The organism is Microbacterium galbum (assembly GCF_032464915.1).
Taxonomy (GTDB): Bacteria; Actinomycetota; Actinomycetes; order Actinomycetales; family Microbacteriaceae; genus Microbacterium; species Microbacterium galbum.
Genome location: NZ_JAWDIS010000003.1, coordinates 480,577 through 506,150, shown reverse-complemented (window position 1 = coordinate 506,150; position 25,574 = coordinate 480,577). Strand labels below are relative to the sequence as shown.

Here is a 25,574-nt window from a genome sequence, read left to right as displayed (position 1 = left end):
TACCCGAGGGGAAAACGAAGGTGCCCCGGGAGCGCGAGGCTCCCGGGGCACCTGACGGGTGTCGCTCAGACGAGCGAGCGCAGCACGTACTGCAGGATGCCGCCGTTGCGGTAGTAGTCGGCCTCACCGGGGGTGTCGATGCGGACCACGGCGTCGAACGTGACGGTCTGCTTGCCCTCGGGCGAGAACTCGCTCGGTTCGGCGGTGACCTTCACCGTCTTGGGCGTGACGCCCTCGTTGAGCTGCTCGATGCCCTCGATCGAGACGATCTCGGTGCCGTCGAGGCCCAGCGACTTCCAGCTCTCGCCCGCGGGGAACTGCAGCGGCACGACGCCCATGCCGATGAGGTTCGACCGGTGGATCCGCTCGAAGCTCTCGGTGATGACGGCCTTGACGCCGAGCAGGTTCGTGCCCTTGGCCGCCCAGTCGCGCGACGAGCCCGAGCCGTACTCCTTGCCGCCGAAGATCACCAGCGGGGTGCCCTGCGCCTGGTAGTTCTGGCTCGCGTCGTAGATGAACGACTGCGGGCCGCCGGGCTGCGTGAAGTCACGGGTGTAGCCGCCCTCGACGACGGCGCCGTCGTTGACCGCCGCCGTCAGCTCGTTCTTCAAGCGGATGTTCGCGAACGTGCCGCGGATCATGACCTCGTGGTTCCCGCGGCGCGAGCCGTAGGAGTTGAAGTCCTTCTGCGCGACGCCGTGCTCGGTCAGGTACTGCGCGGCGGGCGTGCCCGCCTTGATGTTGCCGGCCGGGCTGATGTGGTCGGTCGTCACCGAGTCACCGAGGGTCGCCATGACCCGCGCACCGGTGATGTCGGCGACCGGCGAGGGCTCCATCGACATGCCGTCGAAGTACGGGGCCTTGCGCACGTAGGTGGAGTCGGCATCCCATTCGAAGACGGGGCCGGTGGGCGTGGGCAGGTTCTTCCAGCGCTCGTCGCCCTCGAAGACGGTGGCGTACTGCTGGATGAACTGTTCGCGCGAGATCGACGCGTCGATGATGGTCTGCACCTGGTCGGGCGCGGGCCAGATGTCCTTCAGGAAGACGTCGTCGCCGTTCTGGTCCTTGCCGAGGGCGTCGGTCTCGAAGTCGAAGTTCATCGAGCCGGCGAGGGCGTAGGCAACGACCAGCGGCGGAGAGGCCAGGTAGTTCATCTTCACGTCGGGGCTGATGCGACCCTCGAAGTTGCGGTTACCCGAGAGGACGGCCGTGACGGCGAGGTCGTTCTCGTTGATCGCCTCGGAGACCTCCTCGATGAGGGGGCCCGAGTTGCCGATGCAGATCGTGCAGCCGTAGCCGACGGTGTAGAAGTCGAGACCCTCGAGCGCCTTGTTGAGACCGGACTTCTCGTAGTAGTCGGTGACGACCTTCGAGCCGGGGCCGAGCGTCGTCTTGACCCACGGCTTGCGCTTCAGACCCTTGTCGACGGCGTTCTTGGCGAGCAGACCCGCCGCGATCATGACCGAGGGGTTCGAGGTGTTCGTGCACGAGGTGATGGCCGCGAGTGTGACGGCACCGTTGTCGAGCAGGTACGACTGCCCGTCGGGCGTGGTGACCTTGACGGGGTTCGACGCGTTCGCGGGGTGACCCGACGAGATGAGCACCTCGCTCTCGGTGACCTCCTCGTGCTCCTCACCGGGGACCGAGCCCGGGTCGGATGCCGGGAACGTGCCGTCAACCTCGAGGTCGACGATCGAGTCGGAGACCGACGTGCCGGCGTAGTTGAGGATGTCCTTCTCGAACTGGTTCTTGGCCTCGGAGAGCAGAATGCGGTCCTGGGGACGCTTGGGTCCGGCGATCGAGGGGACGACGGTCCCGAGGTCGAGCTCCATGTACTCGCTGAAGACGAGCTCGCGGGCCGGGTCGTGCCAGAGCTTCTGCTCCTTGGCGTACGCCTCGACGAGGGCGACGGTCTGCTCGTCGCGACCGGTGAGGCGCAGGTAGTCGAGCGTGACGTCGTCGATGGGGAACATCGCCGCGGTCGAGCCGAACTCGGGGCTCATGTTGCCGATGGTGGCGCGGTTGGCGAGCGGTACCGAAGCGACGCCCTCGCCGTAGAACTCGACGAACTTGCCGACCACGCCGTGCTGGCGCAGCATGTCGGTGATCGTCAGCACGACGTCGGTCGCGGTGACGCCCGCGGGGATCTCGCCGCTGAGCTTGAAGCCGACGACGCGTGGGATGAGCATGGAGACGGGCTGGCCGAGCATGGCCGCCTCGGCCTCGATGCCGCCGACGCCCCAGCCGAGCACGCCCAGGCCATTGACCATCGTGGTGTGCGAGTCGGTGCCGACGCAGGTGTCGGGGTAGGCGCGCAGCACGCCGTCGACCGAGCGGTCGTAGATGACCTTGGCCAGGTGCTCGATGTTGACCTGGTGGACGATGCCCGTTCCCGGGGGGACGACCTTGAAGTCGTCGAAGGCCGTCTGGCCCCAGCGGAGGAACTGGTACCGCTCGCCGTTGCGCTCGTACTCGATCTCGACGTTGCGCTCGAGGGCGTTCTCGCTGCCGAAGAGGTCGGCGATGACCGAGTGGTCGATGACCATCTCGGCGGGCGAGAGCGGGTTGATCTTGTTCGGGTCGCCGCCGAGAGCGGTGACGGCCTCGCGCATGGTGGCGAGGTCGACGATGCACGGGACGCCGGTGAAGTCCTGCATCACGACGCGGGCGGGCGTGAACTGGATCTCGGTGTCGGGGTCGGCCGTGGGCACCCACGAGCCGAGCGCCTCGATCTGCTCCTTGGTGACGTTGGCGCCGTCCTCCGTGCGGAGCAGGTTCTCCAGCAGCACCTTCAAGCTGAAGGGGAGCTTCTCGTGACCGGCGACCGTGTCGATCCGGAAGATCTCGTAGTCGGTGCTGCCGACCGTCAGGGTGCTCTTTGCACCGAAGCTGTCAACCGTGGACACGATCGTCTCCTTCGTCGGCGAATGCGCAGGCGTCGGCCCGCATTTCTCCATCTTCCCCGCGCTGCGCAGCCGATTCCAGGAAGGTCGGCCTAACCGATCGGGGGGACGGATTTATCTTGATGTCAAGATAATATCAGGACTCGCGGCGTGGCGAGAGAGATCGGACCACGAGCCACGTCACGGCCAGCATCGGCGCGAAGAGCGGCAGGCCCATGACGATCTTCAGCGTCCCGAGCGCGGTCACGTCGCCCGCGAAGTAGAGCGGGAGCTGAACCGCGAGGCGCGCGGCGAAGAGGGCCGCCCACGCCAGCGAGAGCCACGTGTAGGCGCGCTTTTTGCGCCGGTCGGAGCGCCAGCGCGTCCCCTCGCCCAGCAGGTATCCCGCGGCGAGGCCGATGAGCGGCCATCCGACGAGCGCCGAGACGAGGAACGCCGTGCCGTAGGCGCCGTTGGTGAAGAAGCCCAGCACGAAGTTGTCCTGCCCGCGACCGGTGACGAGGGCCAGGACGGCGGCTCCGACGGTGGCGAGCAGTCCGCCGATCGCGGCGCTCGGGGGCGACTTCGCGATCAGCCGGGCGAGGGTGAAGACCACGGCGAGCCCGACGGAGACGCCGAGGCTCAGCCACAGGTTGCCCTGTCGCGTCTCGGGGTCGATCGTGACGGTGAAGAGGACGACGAACGCCAGCGACGGCAGCACCGACTCCAGGATGCCGCGCCACCCGCCCATCGCGGACCACACCGCCGCTCCCGTACTGGCGTGCGCCGCGGGGTCGAGGCCGGCGCGCCGCGCGGCGTTGCCGAGGGCTGCTCCCATGCTGTCGGCGGCGGACGGTGGCTGCAACGGCACGCGGTCGGAGTCCGACGTCGAGCGCGAGGACTCCTCGCTCATGCGGTCGCGGGGCTCGACGGCATCCGCAGGGGGATCAGGTCGCGCGGCGGCATCGGCGACGTTCCCCGGACGACGACGATCGAGCGGAAGAGGTCTTCGACCGCGGCGGCGGCTTCGACGTCGCTCGTCGCTGCTCCCCCGACCACTCCGCGCAGGAACCAGCGCGGGCCGTCGACGCCGACGAAGCGCGCGAGACGCTTCCCCGCGCCGTCCGCTCCCGCCATGACCGGGACCTCGGCGAGCAGTTCGGGACCCAGGGGGCCTTCGCGCTCCTCGACGCGTCCGCCCTGCTGCTTGACCTGCTGGCGGATCTGCTCGCGCGTCTCCTCCCACAGCCCGCTCGAGCGCGGAGCGGCGAAGGGCTGCACCTGCAGGGTCGAGTCGGCGTAGTCGAGCCCCACGGCGACGATGCGCTTGGTCTGCTCCTCCACCTCGAGACGCAGGTTCAGGCCCTCGCGCGGAAGGATCTTGATACCGCCGAGGTCGATGTAGGGGCGGACGGGGTTCGCTTCGGCTTCGTCGAAGGGTCCCGCGCTGTCGCGGTCGACCGGGGCGCTCTTCGCGGGCGGAGCCAGCTCGGTCCCGGGCTCCGTGGTCTCGGACCCTTCGGGCGTGGGGGTGGTCTGCGACTCGTCGGTCATCGGGTGCTCCCTTGCAGGCTCTGGTATCCGCTCGATCCGAAACCGCCTTCGCCGCGCACGCTCTCGGGGAATTCGTCGACGGGGACGAAGCGCACGGGCGGGACGGGCATCACGATGAGCTGGGCGATGCGGTCTCCGACCGCGATGTCGTAGGCCTCGTCGAGGTCGGTGTTCAGCAGCGCGACCTTGATCTCGCCGCGGTATCCGGCGTCGATCGTTCCGGGCGCGTTGACGATGGTGATGCCGTGCTTGGCGGCCAGACCGCTGCGCGGAACCACGAAGGCGGCGTGGCCCTCGGGAAGGGCTATGCGAACACCGGTGCCCACGAGGGCGCGGCGTCCGGGCTCGAGACGAACCGCCTCGGCGGCGGTCAGGTCGGCGCCGGCGTCGCCGGGGTGGGCGAAGACCGGGGGCTCGGATGCGACAATTGGGACGTCCACCGTTTCGGTCACCCCACGAGGGTAATGCAGAAGAGGGGGTGCGGCATCCGCACCGCAGTCGAGTATCGAGAGCGTCTGAGCCCGTCGCTGTGGGCGCTCGTCGCCGCCGCCGTGTGCGGTCCCATGGCCGCCGTCGTCTTCTCGCCCCTCGATACGACTCTGGCGCTGTTCATCGGCCTCATCGTGTCGGTGGCGATCGTGGTCGGTCTCCTCGCGATCTCACCCGTCGTCGAGGTGCGCGACGGCGAGTTGCGCGCCGGTCGCGCGCACATCCCGGTGGAGTTCCTGGGCGTTCCCGCCGGCGTCGTCGCCGAGGAGGCCCGCACGGCCCGTGGAAGTGGTCTCGACCATCGGGCCTGGCATGTCATCCGGGGCGGGATCGACGGCATCGTCACGATTCCCGTGACCGATCCCGACGACCCGACCCCGTCGTGGGTGGTGTCCACCCGCACGCCGGATCGCCTCGTCGCGGCGATCCAGCGTGCTCAGCTCAGGCTGCGCACTCCAGGCAGATGAAGCCGGGGCCGCTCTCCTCTGCGATCTGAGAGCGGTGCTTCACGAGGAAGCAGTTCATGCAGGTGAACTCGTCCTCCTGCGGGGGCAGGACGACGACATCCAGCTCGATGTCGGAGAGGTCGGCGCCGGGCAGTTCGAAGCCCGAGGGGTTGTCGGCATCCTCGTTGTCGATCGACCCCGACGCCTTGTCGGGCACGCGCTCCTTGAGGGCCTCGATCGACTCGCTGTCGTCCTCGGTCTTGCGCGGTGCGTCGTAATCGGTTGCCATGCGTGCGGGTCTCTACTTCCGGTTTTCGTGGTGCTGTGCCCCATCGGGTGCCCGATCGGGCGGCCATAGTTTGCATGACACGTCTGCGATTAGCAAATGCTCGCGGGCGCGCCTGCGTGTCGGGCGAGACGGGAAACTCGCGGCGCGCCCCGGATATTCCCGGAACCGGGCGACGCGCATGTCAGCATGGGCGCTGACCGCAGATCGGAGGGGTGTTTCGCATGGAACAGCTCAAAGTCATCGGAACCGAAGATGACGTCCTCGTCGTGGCGACGCAATCGGGTGAACGCTTCGCTTTGGCGCTCGACGAGGTGCTGCGCGCCGAGGCTCGCCGCGCGCGCCGGGACCGTGAAGACGACGACCGCGCCCCGCGTCCCAGCCCCCGCGAGATCCAGGCGCACATCCGGGCGGGTCTGTCGGCGCGCGAGGTGGCGACGCTTCTGAACGCCCGCGTCGAGGACGTGGAGCGCTTCGAGGGGCCGGTGCTCGCCGAGCGCGAGCATGTCGTGGCGCAGGCCCTCGCGGTCCCCGTCCTGCTGGGCGGCACCCTCGAGCACGACGCCCCCATCACCTTCGGAGCAGCGGTGCGGGCCAAGCTCGCGGAGGCCGGGGCTTCGGCCGAGCGATGGACCAGCTGGAAGGAGGGCTCCGGCTGGATGGTCAAGCTGGAGTTCACCGCCAACGGGATCGAGCACGACGCGCGGTGGGGCTTCGAGCCGCGCCGCAGCAGCCTCTCCCCGCAGAACGCCGATGCGATCCAGCTGTCCCGCCAGGGATCGCTGCCGGAAGGCCTCATCCCGCGTCTGCGCGCCCTCGACAACGTGGCGAAGGACGACTCCCGCTTCGACAGCGGCGCATTCGGTCCCCGGCGTCTCGACATCGACGACGAACCCGGCGTCGAAGCGACCGGACCGGTGGCCCCGGCGGTTCAGGCGGCCGCCATCAAACGCGCCCCCGACGCCCCGGTGGCCTCGTCCGAGACCGCCGATCTGCTCGAGGCCCTCCGTCGACGCCGCGGACAGCGCGAGCCTCTGCCCGGGACGTCGGATGTCGAGCCCGAGCCGCGGCCCGCGTCGCCGCCGGTCGCCCTCTTCGACGCCGTCGAGCCGGGCTACGTCGAGGACTCCGTCGACGACACCGTCGAACCGGAACGCCCGCAGCCCGACACGGTACGACGCGCCAAGGGTCGCCCGTCGATGCCGTCGTGGGACGAGATCGTCTTCGGCGCACGCACCGACGAGAGCTGAGGGCGCCGGGCCTCAGGCGAAAGCGCCCAGGCGGAGCAGCGGCACCGTGCGCTCCTCGTCGGTGAGGGAGCCGTGCTGGCCGATCATGCGCTGCGGTCGCTTGTCGACCTCGCGGTCGTCGTAATACGCGAAGCGCCCGCGCGCCGCCACGACGACGTCGCCGATGCGCTCGCGCACCTCGTCGTCGACGGGGCCGAAGAGACCGGCCGCGATCGCCTCGTCGCGCGTCAGCACCCACGCCCGCGCGGCCTCGTCGCTCTTCCAGCGCGAGGCCATGGCATCCGCCCGTCCATCGTGGGCGTAGAGATGGAGCATTCGCGGCTCACCGCCGAGCAGGGCGACGTCGTCGAGGAGGGGATCTCCGTCGTGCAGCAGGACGTGCTTGTGAGCGGGCACGTCGACCATGCCGTGATCCGCCGTGACGATGACACCGGTGCGGGGGCCGATCGACTCCGCGAGGCGGCGGGCCGCCGCGTCGACGCGTTCGAGCGCGTCGGTCCACCGGTCGGACTCCCAGCCGTCGCGGTGACCGGCGGTGTCGAGCTCGGGCGCGTACAGGTACGTGATGGACCCCGGATGCCGCGCGGCCAGATCGGCCGCCAGCCGCACGCGCTCGTCGAGGTCGTCGGAGGGGAAGAAGGACGCGCCGCGGAGGGTGGCTTCGGTGAAGCCGGTACCCGTGTAGCTCGTGCGCGACACGACGAAGGCCTCCCGGCCGGCCGCCGCGTGCGTCTCGAACAACGGCGTCCGACGCTGCCACAGACGCGGGTCGAGGCCGTCGGTCTCCCAGCCGTGCAATTGATTCGGCGCCAGGTCGGTCCCGGGGATGCGGACGCGATAGCCCACGATCCCGTGGGCGCCGGGGGCGGTTCCGGTCAGCAGGCTCGTCAGCGCGGCGGCGGTGGTCGACGGGAAGACGGTGCGGGCGACGTCGCGGCGCCCGCCCACCGAACCGAGGAACCGCGCGTGACCGCGTCGCGCCGCGAGGTTATGGGCGCCGAGGCCGTCGATCACGAAGACGATCGCGCTCTGGGCGGGCGCGAACCACTCCGACGAGCCGGACAGTGCGGCGATCGACTGCTCCACCACACCGGTGAGGCTCCGGGAGCGCGGCGGGTCCGCCGGTAGGCTGAGTGACATCGGAGCAAGTCTTCCACACGGCTCCCGACCCCGTCCCGACCGGACGCCCGCCCGACCCGAGGCCGTTGATATGCCCGTTTCCCGTTCTTCCTCGCCCGCGACGGGCTCCCCCGTGACCGAGCGCATCGAAGACGTCGATGTCTCGACCGAGATGCAGGGCTCGTTCCTCGAGTACGCCTACTCGGTCATCTACTCGCGCGCGCTGCCCGACGCCCGCGACGGGCTGAAGCCCGTGCAGCGTCGCATCCTCTACCAGATGGCCGAGATGGGGCTGCGCCCCGACCGCGGCCACGTCAAGAGCGCGCGCGTCGTCGGCGAGGTGATGGGAAAGCTCCACCCGCACGGTGACGCGCCCATCTACGACGCCCTCGTGCGCCTCGCGCAGTACTTCTCGCTGCGCGTCCCCCTGGTCGACGGGCACGGCAACTTCGGCTCGCTCGACGACGGCCCGGCGGCACCCCGCTACACCGAGGCGCGCCTCGCTCCCCCGGCCCTCGCCCTCACCGAGAATCTCGACGAAGACGTCGTCGATTTCATCCCCAACTACGACGGACAGTTCCAGCAGCCCGAGGTGCTCCCGGCGGCCTTCCCCAATCTGCTCGTGAACGGTGCGACGGGCATCGCGGTCGGCATGGCGACCAACATGGCGCCGCACAACCTCATCGAGGTGGTCGCCGCGGCGACCCACCTGCTGCAGAATCCGGATGCCACGGTCGAGGAGCTCATGGAGTTCGTCCCGGGACCCGACCTCCCCTCGGGCGGCATCATCGTCGGTCTCGACGGGATCAAGGACGCCTACACGAACGGCCGCGGCACGTTCCGCACGCGGGCGAAAGCGTCGATCGAGTCGCTGGGGCCGCGCCGCACGGGAATCGTCATCACGGAGCTGCCGTACCTCGTCGGCCCCGAGCGCGTGATCGAGAAGATCAAAGACGCCGTGCAGGCGAAGAAGCTCGCCGGCATCGCCGACGTCACCGACCTGACCGACCGCAACAACGGGCTCCGGCTCGTCATCGGCATCAAGACCGGCTTCGACCCCAAGGCCGTCCTCGAGCAGCTCTACCGGCTCACCCCCCTCGAGGACTCGTTCGGCATCAACAACGTCGCGCTCGTCGACGGGCAACCGCAGACGCTCGGCCTGCGCGACATGCTGCGCGTCTACATCGACCACCGCATCCGCGTCGTCACGCGTCGCAGCGAGTACCGCCTCGCGCGCAAGCGCGAACGCCTGCACCTCGTCGAGGGACTGCTCATCGCGATCCTCGACATCGACGAGGTCATCCAGGTCATCCGCTCCTCCGACGACGGCGAGCAGGCCCGTACCAAGCTGCAGGAGGTCTTCGACCTCTCGCATCCGCAGGCCGAGTACATCCTCGAGCTGCGCCTGCGGCGCCTCACGAAGTTCTCGCGCATCGAACTCGAGGCGGAGCGCGACCAGTTGCACGCCGAGATCGCCCAGCTCGTCGAACTGCTCGGAAGCGAGACGCTCCTGCGCCAGCAGGTCGCGAAGGAACTGGATGCCGCGGCCGAGGCGTACGGAACCCCTCGCCGCACCATGCTGCTCAACGGTGGACCGATGCAGCCCCGATCCGCGCGGGCCGCGGCCGCCGCCGACCTGCAGATCGCCGACGCCCCCTGCCGGGTGTACCTGTCGGCCACCGGGCGCATGGTGCGCGCCGAGCTCGTCGCCGACGCGCCGGGCGGAGGGGTGATCGCTCCGACGCGACGGTCGAAGCACGACGCCGTCCGCTCGGCCGTCGACACCACGACACGCGGTGACATCGGTGCCGTCACCTCGGCCGGCCGCCTCGTGCGGTTCTCCCCCGTCGATCTGCCCTCCGTTCCGGCCAACTCGGTGCACCTCAGCGCGGGCACGAAGGTCGAGCAGTACCTCGCCCTCGCCAAGGGCGAGACCCTCGTCGCCCTCGTCCCCCTCGTCGACGCACCGACGATCGCGCTCGGCACCGCGCAGGGCGTGGTCAAGCGCGTCGCCGCGACCGAGCTCGGCACCAAAGACGAGATCGAGATCATCTCGCTGCGCGACGGCGACGAGGTGGTGGGGGCCGCACCGGCGGGGGACAACGCCGAGCTGGTGTTCGTCGCCAGCGATGCGCAGCTCCTGCGCTTCGATGCCTCCTCCGTACGACCGCAGGGGCGATCCGCAGGCGGGATGGCCGGCATCCGTCTCTCCGACGGCGCGCGCGTGATCGCGTTCGCGGTCGTCGGCGCCTCGGCCTTCGACGCGGTCGTCGTGACGGTCGCGGGATCGTCGTCGGCCCTGCCCGGAACGGACGCCGGGACGGCCAAGGTGTCGGCGTTCACGGAGTTCCCCGCGAAGGGTCGGGCCACGGGCGGCGTGCGCGCGCAACGCCTGCTGCGCGGAGAAGACGCCCTCACCCTGGCCTGGGTCGGGACGGACCCCCGGGCCGTGGGCGCGGACGGCTCCGTCCGGGCGTTGCCGGAGTCCGGAGCCAAGCGCGACGCGTCGGGTCAGCCTCTCGAGGCCGCCGTCGGCGCGATCGGCACCATGGTCCGCTGAGTCGGGCCGGGCGCGGGTCGCCCGTGCCGGCACCGGCGTGCACGATCGCGAGGGTCTCCGAAGAAACGCCGGGTGCGCCGTCGGATCCCCGGCGCGGCGTCCTGGGTGCCCGCCGTTGTGCACGCCTCGCGGGCCGGCGCCCGCTGGTGTGCACACCTCGCGCGTCAGCGCCGCGCCGCCTCGAGAGCCGCGGCCGGCCTCTCACCGGAGGTACCGGGACCGTGGGCTCAGCTCCGCGAGTCGGTCTCGACGCGGGCCGGTACAGCGGGTCGACCCGCCACGGACTCAGACGTCGATGCGTTCCCGCGCCAACCGGTCGCTGGAGTCGATGATGAACTCGCGACGCGGCGCGACGTCGCTGCCCATGAGCAGATCGAACACGGAGGCCGCGGCCTCCATGTCCTGCACGCGCACGCGACGGAGGGTGCGCCCGCCGCGGTCCATGGTGGTCGTGGCGAGCTGGTCGGCATCCATCTCGCCAAGACCCTTGTAGCGCTGCACGGGCTCCTGCCAGCGCTTGTTGGAGCGCTTGAGCTTCGTGAGCAGGGCGTGCAGCTCTTGCTCGCTGTAGGTGTAGATGGTCTCGTTGGGCTTGGTCCCGGGATTCATCACCACGACGCGGTGCAGCGGCGGGACGGCGGCGAAGACCCGCCCCTCTTCGACGAGCGGTCGCATGTAGCGGAAGAACAGCGTCAGCAGCAGGGTGCGGATGTGGGCCCCGTCGACGTCGGCGTCGCTCATCAGGATGATCTTGCCGTAGCGGGCGGCGTCGAGGTCGAAGGAACGGCCGGAGCCCGCACCGATCACCTGGATGATCGAGGCGCACTCGGCGTTGGACAGCATGTCGCTGATCGACGCCTTCTGCGTGTTGAGGATCTTGCCGCGGATCGGCAGCAGCGCCTGGTATTCGCTGTTGCGGGCGAGCTTGGCGGTCCCGAGCGCGGAATCGCCCTCGACGATGAACAGTTCCGAATCGGTGACGTCGTTGGAACGGCAGTCCACCAGTTTGGCCGGCAGCGACGAGGACTCGAGGGCGTTCTTGCGCCGCTGGGTCTCTTTGTGGGTGCGCGCCGAGATGCGCGCCTTCATCTCGGAGACGATCTTCTCGAGCAGCTGCGCGGTCTGCGCCTTGTCGTCGCGCTTGGTCGAGGCGAACAACGCCGCCAGCTCCTTCTGCACGACCGATGCCACGATCTGGCGCACGGCAGGAGTGCCGAGGACCTCTTTGGTCTGGCCTTCGAATTGCGGCTCCGGCAGGCGAACGGTGAGGACCGCGGAGAGTCCGGCGAGGATGTCGTCTTTCTCGATCTTGTCGTTTCCGACCTTGAGCTTGCGCGCGTTCTGTTCGACCTGCGAGCGCAGGACCTTCATCAGACCCTGCTCGAAGCCCTGCTGATGCGTGCCGCCCTTGGGCGTGGCGATGATGTTGACGAACGACCGGACCGTCGTGTCGTACCCGGTCCCCCACCGCACGGCGATATCGACCTCGCACTCGCGCTGCACCTCGGTGGGGATCATCGACCCGCCCGGCTGCAGAACGGGTACGGTCTCGGTGAACGTCCCCGTTCCCGTGAGGCGCCAGGTGTCGGTCACTGCCGCGTCGGTGGCGAGGAAGTCGGCGAACTCGGAGATGCCGCCGTCGAAGCGGTAGCTCGTCTCGACGCGCTCCTCGCCGCGGTCGTCGAGGACGACGATCTCGAGCCCCGGCACGAGGAACGCCGTCTGACGCACGCGCTGGACGAGCTCGTCGTGGCCGAAGGCGGCATCCTTCGTGAAGATCTGCCGATCCGCCCAGTAGCGGATGCGCGTGCCGGTGACGCCCCGGGCGGCCTTGCCGACCACGCGCAGCTCGCTGCTGCGCTCGAAGGGCGTGAAGGGCGCGTCGGGTCTGTCGCCCGCGAACAGGCCGGGCTCGCCGCGATGGAACGACATGGCGTAGGTCTTGCCCGAGCGGTCGACCTCGACGTCGAGGCGCTCGGAGAGGGCGTTGACGACCGACGCGCCCACGCCGTGCAGACCACCGGATGCCGCGTACGAACCGCCGCCGAACTTGCCGCCCGCGTGCAGCTTCGTGAAGACGACCTCGACACCGGTGAGTCCCGTGCGCGGTTCGACGTCGACGGGGATGCCGCGCGCGCGGTCGCGCACCTCGACACTGCCGTCCGCGTGCAGCACGATGTCGATGCGCGTCCCGTGGCCGGCGAGGGCCTCGTCGACGGAGTTGTCGATGATCTCCCACAGGCAGTGCATGAGGCCGCGGGAGTCGGTCGAGCCGATATACATTCCGGGGCGCTTGCGCACGGCTTCGAGGCCCTCGAGGACCTGCAGGTGGTGGGCGGAGTACTCGGACGTCACGGTTTTCAGCGTAATCGGGGCCACCGACATCGCCTGCCAGACACACAGCGGGGTCGGGCCACCGTACGCGCACAGCGAAATGTGATCAAGCCGCGGCATAGGGGAAACATCCGCGTGGTTATATGTGTGGACTCGCCCACGATCACCTGAGGAGGGCACCCGAGATGACCACCACGACCGCACCCGACGCGTCTGTTCTCGACCACCGCCTGACGGCGGCGGATCGCTGCGACTCCTGCGGCGCTCAGGCCTACATCGCCGCCGAGGTGAACGGCAGCGAACTGTTGTTCTGCGCGCACCACGGCCGCAAGTACGAAGAGAAGCTCCGCAGCGTCGCCACCTCCTGGCACGACGAGACGGCGCGCCTCAACGCCGCCGACTGACACACCGTCCGAACGGGCCTCGTGCCGTCTCCCCCGGGAGTCGGTCCGGGGCCCGTTCCGCGTTCCGGCACGGCGATCTCACGCGCACCGGCGGCCGGCCGTCCGACCCCCGCGCGACGGCATGCCTGTCCGACTCGCGCCCGCTCGACCGTCCGGTCAGCTCGAGACGTAGCGGCGCGATACGGCGGGAGACACGCGGAGGGCGATCTCCTCGCCGATCGTGTCGATGAGTTCGGCGAGATCGGTGGCGCTGTTGCGTGATCCCCGTCCGAACACGATGACCTCGTCTCCCGGGGCCGCCCCGGGCCAGGGCGCGACGGACACGGAGACGGGGGTGATCGCCTCGACCCGCCGGGGACCCGCCGGGGTGTCGACGTCGAAGCGCCCCGCGAGGGTGCTCGGCAGCCCGTGCAGACTGCCGACATCGAGGCGGACCCCCGCGGCGTCCACGTCGGTCACCGTCGCCACGAGAGCCGCGATCGGTTCGATCCCCAGTGAGGCCTCGTCGGGGCCGCCGGCGGGGCGGATGCCGTACGAGAACGCCCCCACGCGCACGAGGTCTTCTCGGAACTCCCCGCGGGCGAACCCGGCCGCGCTGGCGGCGAGGTGCGAGAAGCGAGGATCGAGACCGGCGACGCGGGCGGACTCGCGCGCGGCGAGGAACACCGCTCGGGCCTCATCGTCGTCGGCGTCGGATGCCTCGGAGATGTGCGACCAGATGCCCTCGAGCTCCGCGCGCCCCCGCGCGACGAGCGCGGCGGTGTGATCGAGCGCCTCGCCCCACCGTTCGGGACGGATGCCGTTGCGGTGCAGGCCCGTGTCGATCTTGAGGTGGATGCGCGCCACGCCGTCCACGGTCAGGCCGGCGAGGTCGTCGAGCAGGGCCTCGTCGCCGACGCCGAGGTCGAGATCGGCCGCGATGCCGGCGGCGAGGTCATCGGCCCCGCCGATGAGCCAGACGAAGATGCGGGCCTCGGGACCGACCACCGCCCGGACGGCCGCGCCGGTGACGACGTCGAACGCGCCGAACCAGCGCACGCCCTGCGCGAACGCGTGGGCGACGAGGCGTTCGAGTCCATGCGCGTAGGCGTCGTCCTTGACCACCAGCATGTGGGCGGCGGGGGCGACGGCCTCGCGCACGCGGTGGAGGTTGCGGGAGAAGGCGTCGAGGTCGACGCGGTACGAGGCGGTCACGCGATCACTTCGCGTTCGGCACGCGCGCCGACCATGGCGACGATCTCGGCTGCGGTGAGGCCCGTGGCATCCGCCCACTCCTCGAGGGAGGGGTGCCCGTCGGCGGGATCGCCGAAGAACACGACCTCTGCTCCGCGGGTGATCGCCGTGTCGCCGACATCGACGACGCTGACGTCCATCGCCACGCGCCCGACGATCCGATGACGCCGCCCGTCGATCGACACCGTCGCGGCATTGCCGAGGGCGCGCACGACGCCCTGTGCATAGCCCCCGGTGACCAGGGCGACGGTCGTGTCGTGCGGGGCACGGTGCGTGTAGCCGTACGACACCCCCTCCCCGCGCAGCAGCGGCTTGGTGCCGAGAGCGCGCCCGCGCAGCGACATCACCGGGCGCGTGTGCGCCCCCGGGAGGCCGTACAGCGCCACCGGGTCGAGGGCCGCGGCATCCATTCCGAGGTCGGCGAGGACGGATGCCACCCATGCGGCACCGTGGCCCCATGCGTCGGCGGCGAGGGCGTCGGCGCCGTTCGGCGCCAGGGAGAGCGGGGCGTTGGCGCGCAGAGCAGCGGTGGACAGAGCCGCGACGGGAGCGACTCCCCCGGCCCCGGGCGTGCGGGCAGGGAGCGTGGAGGTCACCCCTTTAGACTAACGGGGTCCTTCGTCCCCGACCCCGGAGCGTGCATGCCTAGCCAGGGCTTCTCCCCCGTCACCCGTCTGCGCTACCTCGCCGGACGCGCCCGTCGCATCGACGTCGGATCCGTCGTGGAGCGCGCCAAGGAGGCCTCCGCCCAGCACGGCAAGTCCCTGCCGCTGGTCGTCGCCGACATGCTCTTCCAGGCCGGCGTGAAGAACGTCGGCTTCCAGGACTACATCGACTACGACTTCGCGATCCTCACGCCCGCCGAGCGCGCGACGTACATGACGCACCCGGTCTCGAACCAGATCTCGCAGAAGTACGACCATCCCGACTACCGCGGTCTGTTCCAGGACAAGGTGGAGTTCGACCGGAAGTTCAGCGACTTCCTCCGCCGCGACTGGATGGTGGTGGATGCCGGCAACGCCGACGAGTTGCGCGCCTTCACCGAGCGGCTGGGCACCATCGTCACGAAGGAGCCGGTGGGCCAGGCCGGAACCGGTGTGCACCGCTACCACGCGGCCGAGGTCGAGGACTGGACGCAGTTCCACCGCGGGCTCCTCGAGCGCGGAGAGATCCTCGTCGAAGAGGTCATCCGCCAGCACGACGACCTCGCGGCGGTCTGCCCCGGAACCGTCAACACCACGCGCGTCACGGCGTTCTTCGACGGGGAGAAGACCCACATCCTGGCGATGGCGCAGAAGTTCGGCCGCGGCGCGGTGAGCGACCAGATGACGTTCGGCGGTTTCTACACGATGCTCGACGAGAACGGCCACGCCCTCGGCGCCGGGTACGACTCGCACGGCCACGTGCACGAGCTGCACCCCGACTCGCGCGTGCGCATCGCCGACTTCCAGCTGCCGATGATCGACGAGGTCAAGGCGTTCGTCGACCAGGTCGCCCGTGTCGTGCCGCAGGTGCAGTACGTCGGCTGGGACATCGTCGTCGGACCCGAGGGTCCCGTGCTCGTCGAGGGCAACTGGGGCGCGGGCGTCTACGAGAACAAGCCGAGCGTGACGGGGATCCGTACCGGGCACAAGCCGCGCTACCAGGCAGCCATCGGGTTCTGATCCCGGATGCCGAGAGGCCCGTTCCCCGCGCGGGGGCGGGCCTCACGCGTGCCCGGAGGGCGCTGGGGTCGTCAGGGGTTCCGGTGGCTTCGGTGGCTTCGACGGGCTCAGCCACCTGGGTGGGGAGGACCCTGAGCTCGACGAAGGGTCATGGCACGGCACGACGCCCCTCGGCATCCGGACACAGCAAAGGCCCGCCCCGCGAACGGGACGGGCCTTCCGTGCAACACGTGTCAGCTGTGGCGGACGATACCCAGCGGAGTCGACTCGTGACCCTGACCGAGCGGGTTGTCCTTCAGGATCGCGACGAGTCGCTTCTCACCGGCCTTGTCCATGGTGGAGCCGAGGATGTTACCGCCCAGATCGTTGATGTCGACGACGGCGACGTCGAGGTCGATGCCGAGCAGCGACTTCAGACGGGCCGCAACCTCTCGGGGGCGCTCCGGGCCGAGGACGACGGCCTGGTTGTACGGCGGGATCGTGCCCTTGGTCGGACCGTCGATCGCGCGGGCCTTGTCGCCGGCGATGCGGTAGAAGTCGCCCTTGCGCCCGAACGCTTTGGTCACGGCGGAGACCGCCGCGGCGAACAGGATGCGGGGCGTGCCGCACTCGCGCAGCGCCATCTCCATGGTCTCGGGCATCCCGAGACCGATGCCGTAGGGAGTGCGCGTGACGTACTTCGACAGGAACAGAGCGAGCTTGCGCGGCGTGATCGAGTCGAGCTTGAACGAGCGTCCCTGCGTGATCGCGACGATCTTCTCGGTGACGAACAGCAGGTCGCCCGGCTGAACGGCTTCCTTCGCGTACTCGAGGATGAAGGCGTCGAGGTCGTCGCCCGGCATGACGACCCGCGTGCGGATCGGGATGCGGGCGTACGATGTGCCGTCGACGGTACGGGTGAGCGCCTTGCCGGCGTTGGCCTCCGCGCTCATTCGAGGTAGTCCCGGAGCGACTGCGAGCGGCTGGGGTGACGCAGCTTCGCCATGGTCTTCGACTCGATCTGGCGGATGCGCTCGCGCGTGACGCCGAACGTGTCGCCGATCTGGTCGAGGGTCTTGGGCTGACCGTCGCCCAGGCCGAAGCGCATGCGGATCACGCCCGCCTCGCGCTCGCTCAGCGAGTCGAGGAGCGACTCCAGCTGACGCTGCAGCATGGTGAAGCCGACCGCGTCGGCGGGGACCACGGCCTCGGTGTCCTCGATGAGGTCACCGAATTCGCTGTCGCCGTCTTCACCGAGGGGCGTGTGCAGCGAGATGGGCTCGCGGCCGTACTTCTGCACCTCGATGACCTTCTCGGGGGTCATGTCGAGCTCGCGGCTGAGCTCTTCCGGGGTGGGTTCGCGACCGAGGTCCTGCAGCATCTGACGCTGGACACGTGCAAGCTTGTTGATGACCTCGACCATGTGCACCGGGATGCGGATGGTCCGGGCCTGGTCGGCCATGGCGCGGGTGATCGCCTGACGGATCCACCAGGTGGCGTACGTCGAGAACTTGAAGCCCTTGGTGTAGTCGAACTTCTCGACTGCACGAATCAGACCCAGGTTGCCCTCCTGGATGAGATCCAGGAACTGCATGCCGCGACCTGTGTAGCGCTTGGCGAGCGAGACGACGAGGCGGAGGTTGGCGCCGAGCAGGTGGCTCTTCGCGCGCTGGCCGTCGCGGGCGACCCACTGCAGGTCGAGACCCAGCTGACCGGTCTTCTCGGCGGCCGACATGTTCGACAGCTTCTCTTCGGCGAACAGGCCCGCCTCGATGCGCATCGCGAGCTCGACCTCTTCGGCGGCGTTCAGCAGCGGGACTTTACCGATCTGCTTGAGGTAGTCCTTGACCGGGTCGGCGGTCGCGCCGGTGATCTGCGCCGAGTAGACGGGGACGTCGTCCTCATCGCTCGACGAGATGACGATCGCGCCGGACGGCAGGGCCTCGGCGGGCGCGGCCGGGGTCTCGTCGTCCTCATCGTCGTCGGACTTCTTGGCGCCGGGCTTGGCCGCGTCGTCGGACTCCTCCGCGTCGTCGCTGTCTTCGACGTCGATCTCGACGTCGCCCTCGTCCTCGACGTCCTCTTCGTCTTCGAGGTCGTCGTCCTTCTTCGCCTTGGTCTTGGCCTTGGCGGGCGTCGCCTTGGCCTTGGCGGGGGCCTTCTTGGCGGGAGCCTTCTTCGCGGTCGTCGTCGTCGACGCCGTCACGGTCTCCTCGGAGTTCTCGAGCTCGGTGTCCTTCGCACCCCGGGAGCGGGTCTTGGTTGTCGTGCCTGCCACGTTTCGCCTTTCACCGGGAACGTACGTTGCACGGCCACCGGTCGTTCTCGGACACTAGTAAGACCCTTGTCAAGTACCGAGCCGAGGAGCGTGGCTCCTTGACCGGATGACAACGGGTCAGGTTCTTCATTGTCTCACATCCCCCGACCGGGACTTGACGCGGACCGGGGATCTATGCGTAGACAACGCCCTTCCGGCCATCCGCATTCCCTCCGGACGCCGTACCTTGCGGCATCCGGTGACGGGGTCGCCGCGCGGTCGCCGCGTCTTGGGCGCGTCGCCGTACTCCGCCGGACTCAGCCGAGCTTGCCGCGCCGGTCGTCGTCGCCGGGGCGGGTGGCGAGGAACCGCTCGAGTTCCGCCGCGAGCTCGTCGGCGCTGGGCAGGTCGCCCGTGTGGATGATGGGGGTCGCGTGCGTGGAGCCGGCCATATAGGAGTCGTAGCGCTCCTCCAGCCCCTCGAGCATGCGGGTGAGCTCTTCGCTTCCCTCGACCTGCTCGGCGACCTTGCCGATGAACTCGCGGTTCTCCTCGCGCAGCACCTCTCCGGAGAACACGAGTCCCGTCGCGACGGTGAGGCTGTCCAGAGCGGCCAGGGCGGCGGCCGGGTATTCCGTGTCGCCGAGGTAGTGCGGAACGAGCAGCGCGAAGCCGGCCACTTTGGCGCCGGCCTCCGCGAAGCGGTATTCGAGCAGATGACCCGCCGTGGAGGGGACCTGCGTGTGCGGGCGCCAGACCGAGTGCGCTTCGGCGAGGTCGGGTCGCGTGCCGCTGACCGTGGTGCCGATGGGCCGCGTGTGCGGCACCGGCATGGGGATCGCGTGCACCCACGTGACCGACGACACCTGCATGCCGGCGGAGAGCTCGAGAACGGTCTCGGCGAAGGCCTCCCACAGGAAGTCGGGCTCGTAGCCGGCCAGCAGCAGGAACGGGTGCCCGAGCGAGTCGTGCGCGAGCGAGAGTTCGAGCCGGGCCGGTCGGTAGTCGGTGAGGTGGTCCTCGACGAAGGTGATGACCGGACGCCGCGCGCGGTAGTCGAGCAGCACGTCGTTGTCGAACACGACGACGGGGTTCGGCTCCAGGTCGTCGCGGAAGTACTCGACCAGTCGGGTGACGGCCCCGCCGGCGTCGGTGAACCCCGTGAGGGCGATCACGAGCGGCAGGCCCGACGGCACGGGCGGCGCCGCGGGGGCGCGGTCGTACAGCGGGGCGGAGGAGGGCATGCATCCACTCTACGAGCGCTCCCGGATGCCCGGTCGCGGTGCGTCCCGCTGCTAGCGAACACGCACGAACCTAGGATGGATGTCATGCCGTTCCCCTCCGTGGCGTACACCGACGCCCCCGTCCTCGAATCCGATGCCGACGCGATCCTGCTGATCGTCCCCACCACTGCGGAGGGAGCGTCCGACCCCGATGGCTGGGACGGACTGGGGGCGGCGCTGTCCGCGGTCGGATTCACCGGGGCCGTCGGGTCCTACCAGCGCGTGCACGTGCCCGGTGTCGACAAGCCCGTCGCCGTGGTCGGTGCGGGCTCCGACGCGACCGACGCGTCCGTCCGGGATGCCGCCGGCGTCGGCCTGCGCCAACTCACCGGTTTCGCGCATGTCGCGATCCAGTCGCTGGTGGCGGCGCCGTGGCGTCCGATCGCCGAGGGTGCCGCACTCGGCGGATACCGCTTCGCCGACTACAAGAAGAAGGCCGCGAAGGCGCGAGCCGAGCGCGTGAGTGTGTCGACGAGCGAAGCGCCGGCCGAGACCGACGTCACCGCGGTCGCCGCGATCTCGGGAGCCGTCGCGCTCGTCAAGGACCTCGTGACCACGCCCGCCGAGTGGCTCGGACCCGCGGACTTCGCCGATGCCGCCGTCGCGGCCGTGAAGGATCTGCCTGTCGAGGTCGAGGTGCTCGACGAGGCTGCGCTGCGCCAGGGTGGCTACGGCGGAATCCTCGGCGTCGGCCAGGGTTCGGATCGCCCGCCCCGCATGGTCCGCCTCGAGTACTCGCCCGCCGGGGCCGAGCGCCACGTGGCCCTCGTCGGTAAGGGCATCACCTTCGACACCGGTGGTCTGTCGCTGAAGCCGCCCGCATCCATGGTCGGGATGAAGTACGACATGTGCGGCGCCGCCACGGTCCTCGCCGTGCTGAAGGCCGCCGCCGAGATGGCCCTGCCCGTCAAGGTCAGCGCGTGGCTCTGCATCGCGGACAACATGCCGTCGGGTCGGGCCACCCGCCCCGGAGACGTGCTGCGCACCCTCGACGGCACGACCGTCGAGGTGCTGAACACCGACGCCGAGGGTCGCCTCGTGCTCGCCGACGGTCTCGCCGCGGCGAGCCGCGAGAACCCCGACCTGATCGTCGACGTCGCCACTCTCACCGGAGCGATCACCGTCGCCCTCGGCAACCGCCACACCGGGGTCATGGGAGACGACGCCGCGGTCGCGTCGTACCTCGAAGCGGCGGGTCGCGTCGCGGAGCTGGCGTGGCAGCTGCCGCTGCCCGACCACATGGTCGACGACCTCGACTCCCCCATCGCCGACCTGCAGAACGCGAAGATCGGCGACCCCGCAGGCGGTTCGCTCTTCGCCGGCCTGTTCCTGCGCCACTTCGTGGGCAGGGTGTCTGACGAGGCCGACGCGCCTCGCATCCCGTGGGTGCACCTCGACATCGCGGGGGTCGGTATGAACAAGTCCGCCCCGTTCGGATACACCGACAAGGGCGTGACCGGTGCGACCGTCCGTTCGCTGGTGGAACTGCTCGTCTCGGACGGCGCGCGGTGACCGAGTACACCGCGGACGTCGTCGTCCTCGGTGGCGGCAGCGGCGGATACGCCGCCGCGCTGCGCCTCGCCGAGCTCGGCAAGGATGTCGTCCTGATCGAGAAGGACAAGCTCGGCGGCACCTGCCTGCACCGAGGTTGTATCCCGACGAAGGCCCTGCTGCACGCCGGTGAGGTCGCCGATGCCGCCCGCGGTGCGTCGGACATCGGTGTGGACGTGACGTTCAGCGGAATCGACCCGGCCCGGGTGCGCGCGTATCGCGAGGGGATCGTCGCCAAGAAGTACAAGGGTCTCGAGGGTCTCATCTCGGCCCGCGGCATCCGCGTCGTCTCGGGCGAGGGGACGCTCGAGGCAGGGCCCGCTGTGCGCGTCGGAGACGACCTGTACCGCGGAACGGACGTCATCCTCGCGACGGGTTCGTACAGTCGCAGCCTTCCGGGCCTGGAGATCGGCGGGCGCGTCCTGACCAGCGAGCAGGCTCTCGGTCTCGACGTCATCCCCGAGCGCGTCGTCGTGCTCGGCGGCGGGGTCATCGGCGTCGAGTTCGCCAGCGTGTGGCGCTCGTTCGGCGTCGAGGTCACGATCGTCGAAGCCCTCCCCCACCTCCTCCCCGCCGAGGACGTCTCGTCGAGCAAGGCTCTTGAGCGCGCCTTCCGCAAACGCGGCATCGCCTTCCAGCTGGGCCGGCGATTCACGTCGCTCACCTCGGACGACCGCGGCGTCACGGTGTCCCTCGACGACGGCAGCGAGCTGGTCGCCGACTACGTCCTGGTGGCCGTGGGCCGCGGTCCCGCAACCTCCGGTCTCGGCTTCGAGGAGGCCGGGGTGGTGCTCGAGCGCGGCTTCGTGCAGACCGATTCCCGCCTGCGCACCGCTGCGGCGCACGTGTGGGCCGTGGGCGACATCGTGCCCGGTCTGCAGCTCGCGCATCGCGGCTTCCAGCAGGGCATCTTCGTCGCCGAGGAGATCGCGGGGCTCTCGCCCGTGCTCGTCCCCGACGTCGACGTGCCGCGGGTCGCCTACTCGCACCCCGAGGTGGCGTCGGTCGGACTCACCGAGGCCCAGGCTCAGGATCGTTACGGATCCGAGGCCGTCCGCGCATACGAGTACAACCTGGCCGGTAACGGCCGTAGCGAGATCATCGGGACCTCGGGGATCGTCAAGATCGTGCGTCGTGTCGACGGACCCGTCGTCGGGGCCCACCTCGTGGGCGATCGCGTGGGAGAGCTGATCTCCGAAGCCCAGCTCGCCGTCGGCTGGGAAGCGCATCCCGAAGACATCGCGCCGTTCGTCCACGCGCACCCCACCCAGAGCGAGGCGCTCGGCGAGGCCTTCCTGGCGCTCGCGGGCAAGCCGCTGCACGCACTCTGACCGACAACCGGTCACTAAGCTAGATACCGCATCCGGTACGAAGGAGACATATCCATGAGCACATCCGTCGTCCTCCCCGCTCTCGGCGAGAGCGTCACCGAGGGAACGGTCACCCGCTGGCTGAAGCAGGTCGGTGACACCGTCCAGGAGGACGAGGGGCTGTTGGAGATCTCGACCGACAAGGTCGACACCGAGATCCCCTCCCCCGTCGCGGGCGTGATCGAAGAGATCCTCGTCCAGGAGGACGAGACCGTCGAGGTCGGTGCCGTCCTCGCCAAGATCGGTGATGGCTCCGGCGCCTCGTCCAGCGACGACGCCCCTCAGGCCGCCCCTGCCGAGCAGGAGTCCGCTCCCGCCGAGCAGCAGTCCGCTCCCGCCGCTCCGGCCGAGTCGGCCCCCGCCGAGCAGCCCGCTCCGGCCGCGTCGGCTCCCGCTGCCTCCGGCGACTCCACCGAGGTCGTCCTTCCCGAGCTCGGCGAGAGCGTGACCGAGGGAACCGTCACGCGCTGGCTGAAGGCCGTCGGCGACGACGTCGCGGTCGACGAGCCGCTGCTCGAGATCTCCACCGACAAGGTCGACACCGAGATCCCCTCGCCGGTCGCCGGCACGCTGCAGGAGATCCTCGTCCAGGAGGACGAGACGGTCAACGTCGGAGCCGCCCTCGCCCGCATCGGCAGCGGTGCGGCCGCCCCCGCGCAGGAGGAGGCCCCCGCCGCTCCCGCCGCCGAGGAGAAGCCGGCCGAGCAGCCCGCGCCCGCTGCGGAGGAGAAGCCGGCCGAGCAGCCCGCGCCCGCCGCGGAGGAGAAGCCCGCAGAGCAGCCCGCCGCGGAGAAGCCCGCCGCTCCGGCACCCGCCGCTCCGGCACCCGCCGCTTCGTCGAACGACGACGTCACCTACGTCACCCCCCTGGTGCGTCGCCTGGCGCAGCAGCAGGGCGTCGACCTGACGACGGTCAAGGGCAGCGGCGTCGGCGGTCGCATCCGCAAGGAAGACGTGCTCAAGGCGGCCGAAGCCGCGAAGTCCGCCTCCGCAGCCCCCGCCGCGCAGGCAGCCCCGGCCGCAGCGCCCTCCGCCCCGGTCGAGGTCTCGCCGCTGCGCGGAACGACGCAGAAGATGTCGCGTCTGCGCAAGGTCATCGCCGAGCGTGCCGTCGCGTCGATGCAGGCGACCGCTCAGCTGACCACCGTGGTCGAGGTCGACGTGACCAAGGTCGCGGCGCTGCGGGACCGCTTCAAGGGCGAGTTCCAGCAGAAGACGGGCGACAAGCTGTCGTTCCTCCCCTTCTTCGCGATCGCCGCCATCGAAGCCCTCAAGACGTACCCGATCATCAACTCCACGGTCGAGGGCGACGAGATCGTCTACCCGGCCCAGGAGAACGTCGCGATCGCGGTCGACACCGAGCGTGGCCTCCTCACCCCCGTCGTCAAGGACGCGGGCGAGAAGAACATCGCTCAGCTGGCGCGCGAGATCGCCGACCTGGCCGCTCGCACGCGTGACAACAAGCTGAAGCCGGACGAGCTCGCGGGGGGCACGTTCACGCTGACCAACACCGGTTCGCGCGGCGCGCTCTTCGACACGCCGATCGTGTTCCTGCCCCAGTCCGCGATCCTCGGACTCGGTGCCGTGGTGAAGAAGCCGGGCGTCGTGTCGGTCGACGGTAAGGATGCCATCTCGGTGCGCTCCTACGTCTACCTGGCCCTGTCGTACGATCACCGCATCATCGACGGTGCCGACGCGGCCCGCTTCCTCGGTGCCGTCAAGGCCCGCCTCGAGGCGGCGCAGTTCGAGGGCGACCTCGGCATCTGACACCGCCGACCGCCGGCTCATGATGGCTGGTCCGCGACCGTTTCGACGGCGCGGACCAGCCATTTGTCGTCGTGCCGGACGAGCGTGACGTACTGCGCCCTGTCCGCATCCGCGACGCGGACGACGGCGACACCCCCGAAGTCCTCGAGGAGCGCGATATCGGCGTGCTCGGCATCGGGAAGCAGCGGCTCCCGTGTGAACGTCGACCCCTCGTCGAATGCGCTGCGGCACTCGGGATCGTCTCCGCACCGGGAGATCTCGCCGAAGACGCGTCGTGCGACCTCGACGATGTCGTCGGAGAGCGGAACGCGATCGTCCGCCGGCCAGGGCGACGTGGCCGAGGGTCGGGGAGTGATCGACATGGTCGGCGGCGCGATACGGGACACGTAGGGCGTCGAGGATGCCACCGGCGCGGGTTCTCGCACCTCGGGGAGGAAGACGGATGACACGACGGCGGCGACCGCGAGGACGCCCACCCCGATGACGGCCGCGCGGAAACGAGGCGATGATGCCCATCGCTCGCGGAGGCCCGCCGTGCCGTTCCGTATCGTGCGGAACAAGTCGTCGTCGAGGAGTCCGAGCGGACCGCCCGTCAGCGCGTCGTCGCGATCTTCCGCCCGTTCCTCGATGACCACCGGTGTCAGGGGTCCCAGCACGAGCGGTGCCGGGTCGGCGTGTGCGAAGAGCCGCCTCTCGACGGCATCCCACTCCCGCGGCGGGCGGGTCGCCACCACCTCTCCCGCTCGGTCGATCAGGCCGCGCGTCGTCGGATCGGGGACGAGCACGGCGAGCCGTCGAAGGCCGTCGGCGGTCGACGCGACGACGTCCGGAGCGCCGTGATCTTCGACGACGACGGGTCGCCCCTCCGCCGTCAACCACCACGCGGCTCCCCCGCCTCGGACGGCCGCGCTCCGGCATCCGCGCAGGAGACCGACGGCGGCGGTGACGACCTCGCCGGGGGTCAACGCGGTCGCGCTGGCGCCCCGGCGACGCAGGTAGACGATGAACGGCTCGACGGGGGTCGATGAGAGGGAGGTGCTCATTCCCCGATCGTGCGCCGGCGAGGGAGGTGCGCGCGGGACGGCCGGGGCCGGATGGGGATGACCGCTGCGACGGCGCCCCTGGGGAGGAACCGTTCGCGGCGAA

21 protein-coding genes are annotated in these 25,574 nt (G+C 70.0%); 8 read left to right on the top strand and 13 right to left on the bottom strand.

What is annotated here, in order from left to right; translation table 11 throughout:
- Positions 1 to 65 precede the first annotated feature (65 nt).
- The 4 genes from acnA to dut all read right to left on the bottom strand — a co-directional run bounded on the left by acnA (position 66) and on the right by dut (position 4,888).
- On the bottom strand, positions 66 to 2,906 hold the full coding sequence (acnA, locus tag RWH45_RS15195; protein ID WP_315995709.1) for an aconitate hydratase AcnA: 2,841 nt from the start codon (positions 2,904 to 2,906) through the stop codon (positions 66 to 68).
- 133 nt (positions 2,907 to 3,039) lie between these two features.
- Positions 3,040 to 3,795: a DUF3159 domain-containing protein gene (locus RWH45_RS15190; RefSeq protein ID WP_315995708.1), complete on the bottom strand. Its 756-nt coding sequence runs from the start codon at positions 3,793 to 3,795 to the stop codon at positions 3,040 to 3,042.
- Positions 3,792 to 4,436, bottom strand: coding sequence for a DUF3710 domain-containing protein (locus tag RWH45_RS15185; RefSeq protein ID WP_315995707.1), 645 nt, complete (start codon positions 4,434 to 4,436; stop codon positions 3,792 to 3,794). Before RWH45_RS15185 ends, RWH45_RS15190 begins: the two co-directional genes overlap by 4 nt.
- Positions 4,433 to 4,888 (bottom strand): dUTP diphosphatase, encoded by a 456-nt coding sequence (gene dut, locus RWH45_RS15180; RefSeq protein WP_315995706.1) that lies wholly within the window; start codon positions 4,886 to 4,888, stop codon positions 4,433 to 4,435. Before dut ends, RWH45_RS15185 begins: the two co-directional genes overlap by 4 nt.
- A gap of 12 nt (positions 4,889 to 4,900) precedes the next feature.
- Here dut and RWH45_RS15175 point away from each other — a divergent pair, with 12 nt between their 5' ends.
- On the top strand, positions 4,901 to 5,392 hold the full coding sequence (locus RWH45_RS15175; RefSeq protein WP_315995705.1) for a DUF3093 domain-containing protein: 492 nt from the start codon (positions 4,901 to 4,903) through the stop codon (positions 5,390 to 5,392).
- Here RWH45_RS15175 and RWH45_RS15170 read toward each other — a convergent pair.
- Positions 5,367 to 5,660 carry a DUF4193 domain-containing protein gene (locus RWH45_RS15170; RefSeq protein ID WP_056231545.1) on the bottom strand — a complete coding sequence of 98 codons (294 nt, stop codon included), beginning with the start codon at positions 5,658 to 5,660 and terminating at the stop codon, positions 5,367 to 5,369. The genes RWH45_RS15175 and RWH45_RS15170 overlap by 26 nt on opposite strands.
- Positions 5,661 to 5,881: 221 nt before the next feature.
- On the opposite strand from RWH45_RS15170, the gene sepH reads away from it, so the two are divergent.
- Entirely contained in the window at positions 5,882 to 6,907 is a 1,026-nt protein-coding gene (gene sepH, locus RWH45_RS15165) for a septation protein SepH (protein ID WP_315995704.1), read from the top strand.
- A 12-nt stretch (positions 6,908 to 6,919) separates the two neighbouring features.
- Here the strand turns inward: sepH and RWH45_RS15160 are convergent, their stop codons facing one another.
- Positions 6,920 to 8,047: an alkaline phosphatase family protein gene (locus RWH45_RS15160; RefSeq protein ID WP_315995703.1), complete on the bottom strand. Its 1,128-nt coding sequence runs from the start codon at positions 8,045 to 8,047 to the stop codon at positions 6,920 to 6,922.
- Between the two features lie 70 nt (positions 8,048 to 8,117).
- On the opposite strand from RWH45_RS15160, the gene RWH45_RS15155 reads away from it, so the two are divergent.
- On the top strand, positions 8,118 to 10,586 hold the full coding sequence (locus RWH45_RS15155) for a DNA gyrase/topoisomerase IV subunit A (RefSeq protein WP_315995702.1): 2,469 nt from the start codon (positions 8,118 to 8,120) through the stop codon (positions 10,584 to 10,586).
- Positions 10,587 to 10,871: 285 nt separating this feature from the next.
- Here the strand turns inward: RWH45_RS15155 and RWH45_RS15150 are convergent, their stop codons facing one another.
- Complete coding sequence (locus tag RWH45_RS15150; protein ID WP_496196596.1) at positions 10,872 to 12,941, bottom strand: DNA gyrase/topoisomerase IV subunit B; 2,070 nt, start codon at positions 12,939 to 12,941, stop codon at positions 10,872 to 10,874.
- A gap of 164 nt (positions 12,942 to 13,105) precedes the next feature.
- Between RWH45_RS15150 and RWH45_RS15145 the strand changes: the two genes are divergently transcribed.
- Positions 13,106 to 13,324 (top strand): DUF7455 domain-containing protein, encoded by a 219-nt coding sequence (locus tag RWH45_RS15145; protein WP_076675603.1) that lies wholly within the window; start codon positions 13,106 to 13,108, stop codon positions 13,322 to 13,324.
- A gap of 156 nt (positions 13,325 to 13,480) precedes the next feature.
- Here the strand turns inward: RWH45_RS15145 and RWH45_RS15140 are convergent, their stop codons facing one another.
- Both RWH45_RS15140 and RWH45_RS15135 read right to left on the bottom strand, forming a co-directional pair.
- Entirely contained in the window at positions 13,481 to 14,518 is a 1,038-nt protein-coding gene (locus tag RWH45_RS15140) for an alanine racemase (protein WP_315995700.1), read from the bottom strand.
- Positions 14,515 to 15,153, bottom strand: a complete 639-nt coding sequence (locus RWH45_RS15135) for an alanine racemase C-terminal domain-containing protein (RefSeq protein WP_315995699.1) — start codon at positions 15,151 to 15,153, stop codon at positions 14,515 to 14,517. The genes RWH45_RS15140 and RWH45_RS15135 overlap by 4 nt, the downstream gene beginning before the upstream one ends.
- 45 nt (positions 15,154 to 15,198) lie before the next feature.
- On the opposite strand from RWH45_RS15135, the gene RWH45_RS15130 reads away from it, so the two are divergent.
- Positions 15,199 to 16,221 (top strand): sugar-transfer associated ATP-grasp domain-containing protein, encoded by a 1,023-nt coding sequence (locus RWH45_RS15130; protein WP_315995698.1) that lies wholly within the window; start codon positions 15,199 to 15,201, stop codon positions 16,219 to 16,221.
- Positions 16,222 to 16,454: 233 nt separating this feature from the next.
- On the opposite strand, the gene RWH45_RS15125 is transcribed toward RWH45_RS15130, so the two are convergent.
- The 3 genes from RWH45_RS15125 to RWH45_RS15115 all read right to left on the bottom strand — a co-directional run bounded on the left by RWH45_RS15125 (position 16,455) and on the right by RWH45_RS15115 (position 19,701).
- On the bottom strand, positions 16,455 to 17,153 hold the full coding sequence (locus RWH45_RS15125; RefSeq protein WP_315995697.1) for a coenzyme F420-0:L-glutamate ligase: 699 nt from the start codon (positions 17,151 to 17,153) through the stop codon (positions 16,455 to 16,457).
- A complete protein-coding gene (locus RWH45_RS15120) occupies positions 17,150 to 18,478 on the bottom strand; it encodes an RNA polymerase sigma factor (RefSeq protein WP_315995696.1) in 1,329 nt (442 codons plus the stop codon). The genes RWH45_RS15125 and RWH45_RS15120 overlap by 4 nt, the downstream gene beginning before the upstream one ends.
- Before the next feature lie 296 nt (positions 18,479 to 18,774).
- A complete protein-coding gene (locus RWH45_RS15115) occupies positions 18,775 to 19,701 on the bottom strand; it encodes a proteasome assembly chaperone family protein (protein ID WP_315995695.1) in 927 nt (308 codons plus the stop codon).
- An 84-nt stretch (positions 19,702 to 19,785) separates the two neighbouring features.
- On the opposite strand from RWH45_RS15115, the gene RWH45_RS15110 reads away from it, so the two are divergent.
- Genes RWH45_RS15110 through sucB form a run of 3 tightly spaced genes read left to right on the top strand, consistent with a single transcriptional unit; the run spans position 19,786 to position 24,428 of the window.
- Entirely contained in the window at positions 19,786 to 21,252 is a 1,467-nt protein-coding gene (locus tag RWH45_RS15110; protein ID WP_315995694.1) for a leucyl aminopeptidase, read from the top strand.
- The gene (gene lpdA, locus RWH45_RS15105; protein ID WP_315995693.1) at positions 21,249 to 22,622 is read left to right on the top strand and encodes a dihydrolipoyl dehydrogenase; all 1,374 of its coding nucleotides are present in this window, start codon (positions 21,249 to 21,251) and stop codon (positions 22,620 to 22,622) included. The genes RWH45_RS15110 and lpdA overlap by 4 nt, the downstream gene beginning before the upstream one ends.
- Positions 22,623 to 22,676: 54 nt before the next feature.
- Positions 22,677 to 24,428 carry a 2-oxoglutarate dehydrogenase, E2 component, dihydrolipoamide succinyltransferase gene (gene sucB, locus RWH45_RS15100; protein ID WP_315995692.1) on the top strand — a complete coding sequence of 584 codons (1,752 nt, stop codon included), beginning with the start codon at positions 22,677 to 22,679 and terminating at the stop codon, positions 24,426 to 24,428.
- 17 nt (positions 24,429 to 24,445) lie between these two features.
- On the opposite strand, the gene RWH45_RS15095 is transcribed toward sucB, so the two are convergent.
- The gene (locus tag RWH45_RS15095; RefSeq protein WP_315995691.1) at positions 24,446 to 25,471 is read right to left on the bottom strand and encodes a hypothetical protein; all 1,026 of its coding nucleotides are present in this window, start codon (positions 25,469 to 25,471) and stop codon (positions 24,446 to 24,448) included.
- Positions 25,472 to 25,574: the final 103 nt, after the last annotated feature.

Bases quoted from the DNA above. Each gene is read 5' to 3' on its own strand.
- sepH (WP_315995704.1), top strand. From the start codon at position 5,882: ATGGAACAGCTCAAAGTCATCGGAACCGAAGATGACGTCCTCGTCGTG.
- RWH45_RS15175 (WP_315995705.1), top strand. From the start codon at position 4,901: ATGCAGAAGAGGGGGTGCGGCATCCGCACCGCAGTCGAGTATCGAGAG.
- RWH45_RS15125 (WP_315995697.1), bottom strand. From the start codon at position 17,153: ATGAGCGCGGAGGCCAACGCCGGCAAGGCGCTCACCCGTACCGTCGAC.
- RWH45_RS15115 (WP_315995695.1), bottom strand. From the start codon at position 19,701: ATGCCCTCCTCCGCCCCGCTGTACGACCGCGCCCCCGCGGCGCCGCCC.
- RWH45_RS15185 (WP_315995707.1), bottom strand. From the start codon at position 4,436: ATGACCGACGAGTCGCAGACCACCCCCACGCCCGAAGGGTCCGAGACC.
- RWH45_RS15170 (WP_056231545.1), bottom strand. From the start codon at position 5,660: ATGGCAACCGATTACGACGCACCGCGCAAGACCGAGGACGACAGCGAG.
- RWH45_RS15145 (WP_076675603.1), top strand. From the start codon at position 13,106: ATGACCACCACGACCGCACCCGACGCGTCTGTTCTCGACCACCGCCTG.
- sucB (WP_315995692.1), top strand. From the start codon at position 22,677: ATGAGCACATCCGTCGTCCTCCCCGCTCTCGGCGAGAGCGTCACCGAG.
- RWH45_RS15155 (WP_315995702.1), top strand. From the start codon at position 8,118: ATGCCCGTTTCCCGTTCTTCCTCGCCCGCGACGGGCTCCCCCGTGACC.
- RWH45_RS15110 (WP_315995694.1), top strand. From the start codon at position 19,786: ATGCCGTTCCCCTCCGTGGCGTACACCGACGCCCCCGTCCTCGAATCC.
- RWH45_RS15095 (WP_315995691.1), bottom strand. From the start codon at position 25,471: ATGAGCACCTCCCTCTCATCGACCCCCGTCGAGCCGTTCATCGTCTAC.
- RWH45_RS15130 (WP_315995698.1), top strand. From the start codon at position 15,199: ATGCCTAGCCAGGGCTTCTCCCCCGTCACCCGTCTGCGCTACCTCGCC.
- RWH45_RS15190 (WP_315995708.1), bottom strand. From the start codon at position 3,795: ATGAGCGAGGAGTCCTCGCGCTCGACGTCGGACTCCGACCGCGTGCCG.
- RWH45_RS15160 (WP_315995703.1), bottom strand. From the start codon at position 8,047: ATGTCACTCAGCCTACCGGCGGACCCGCCGCGCTCCCGGAGCCTCACC.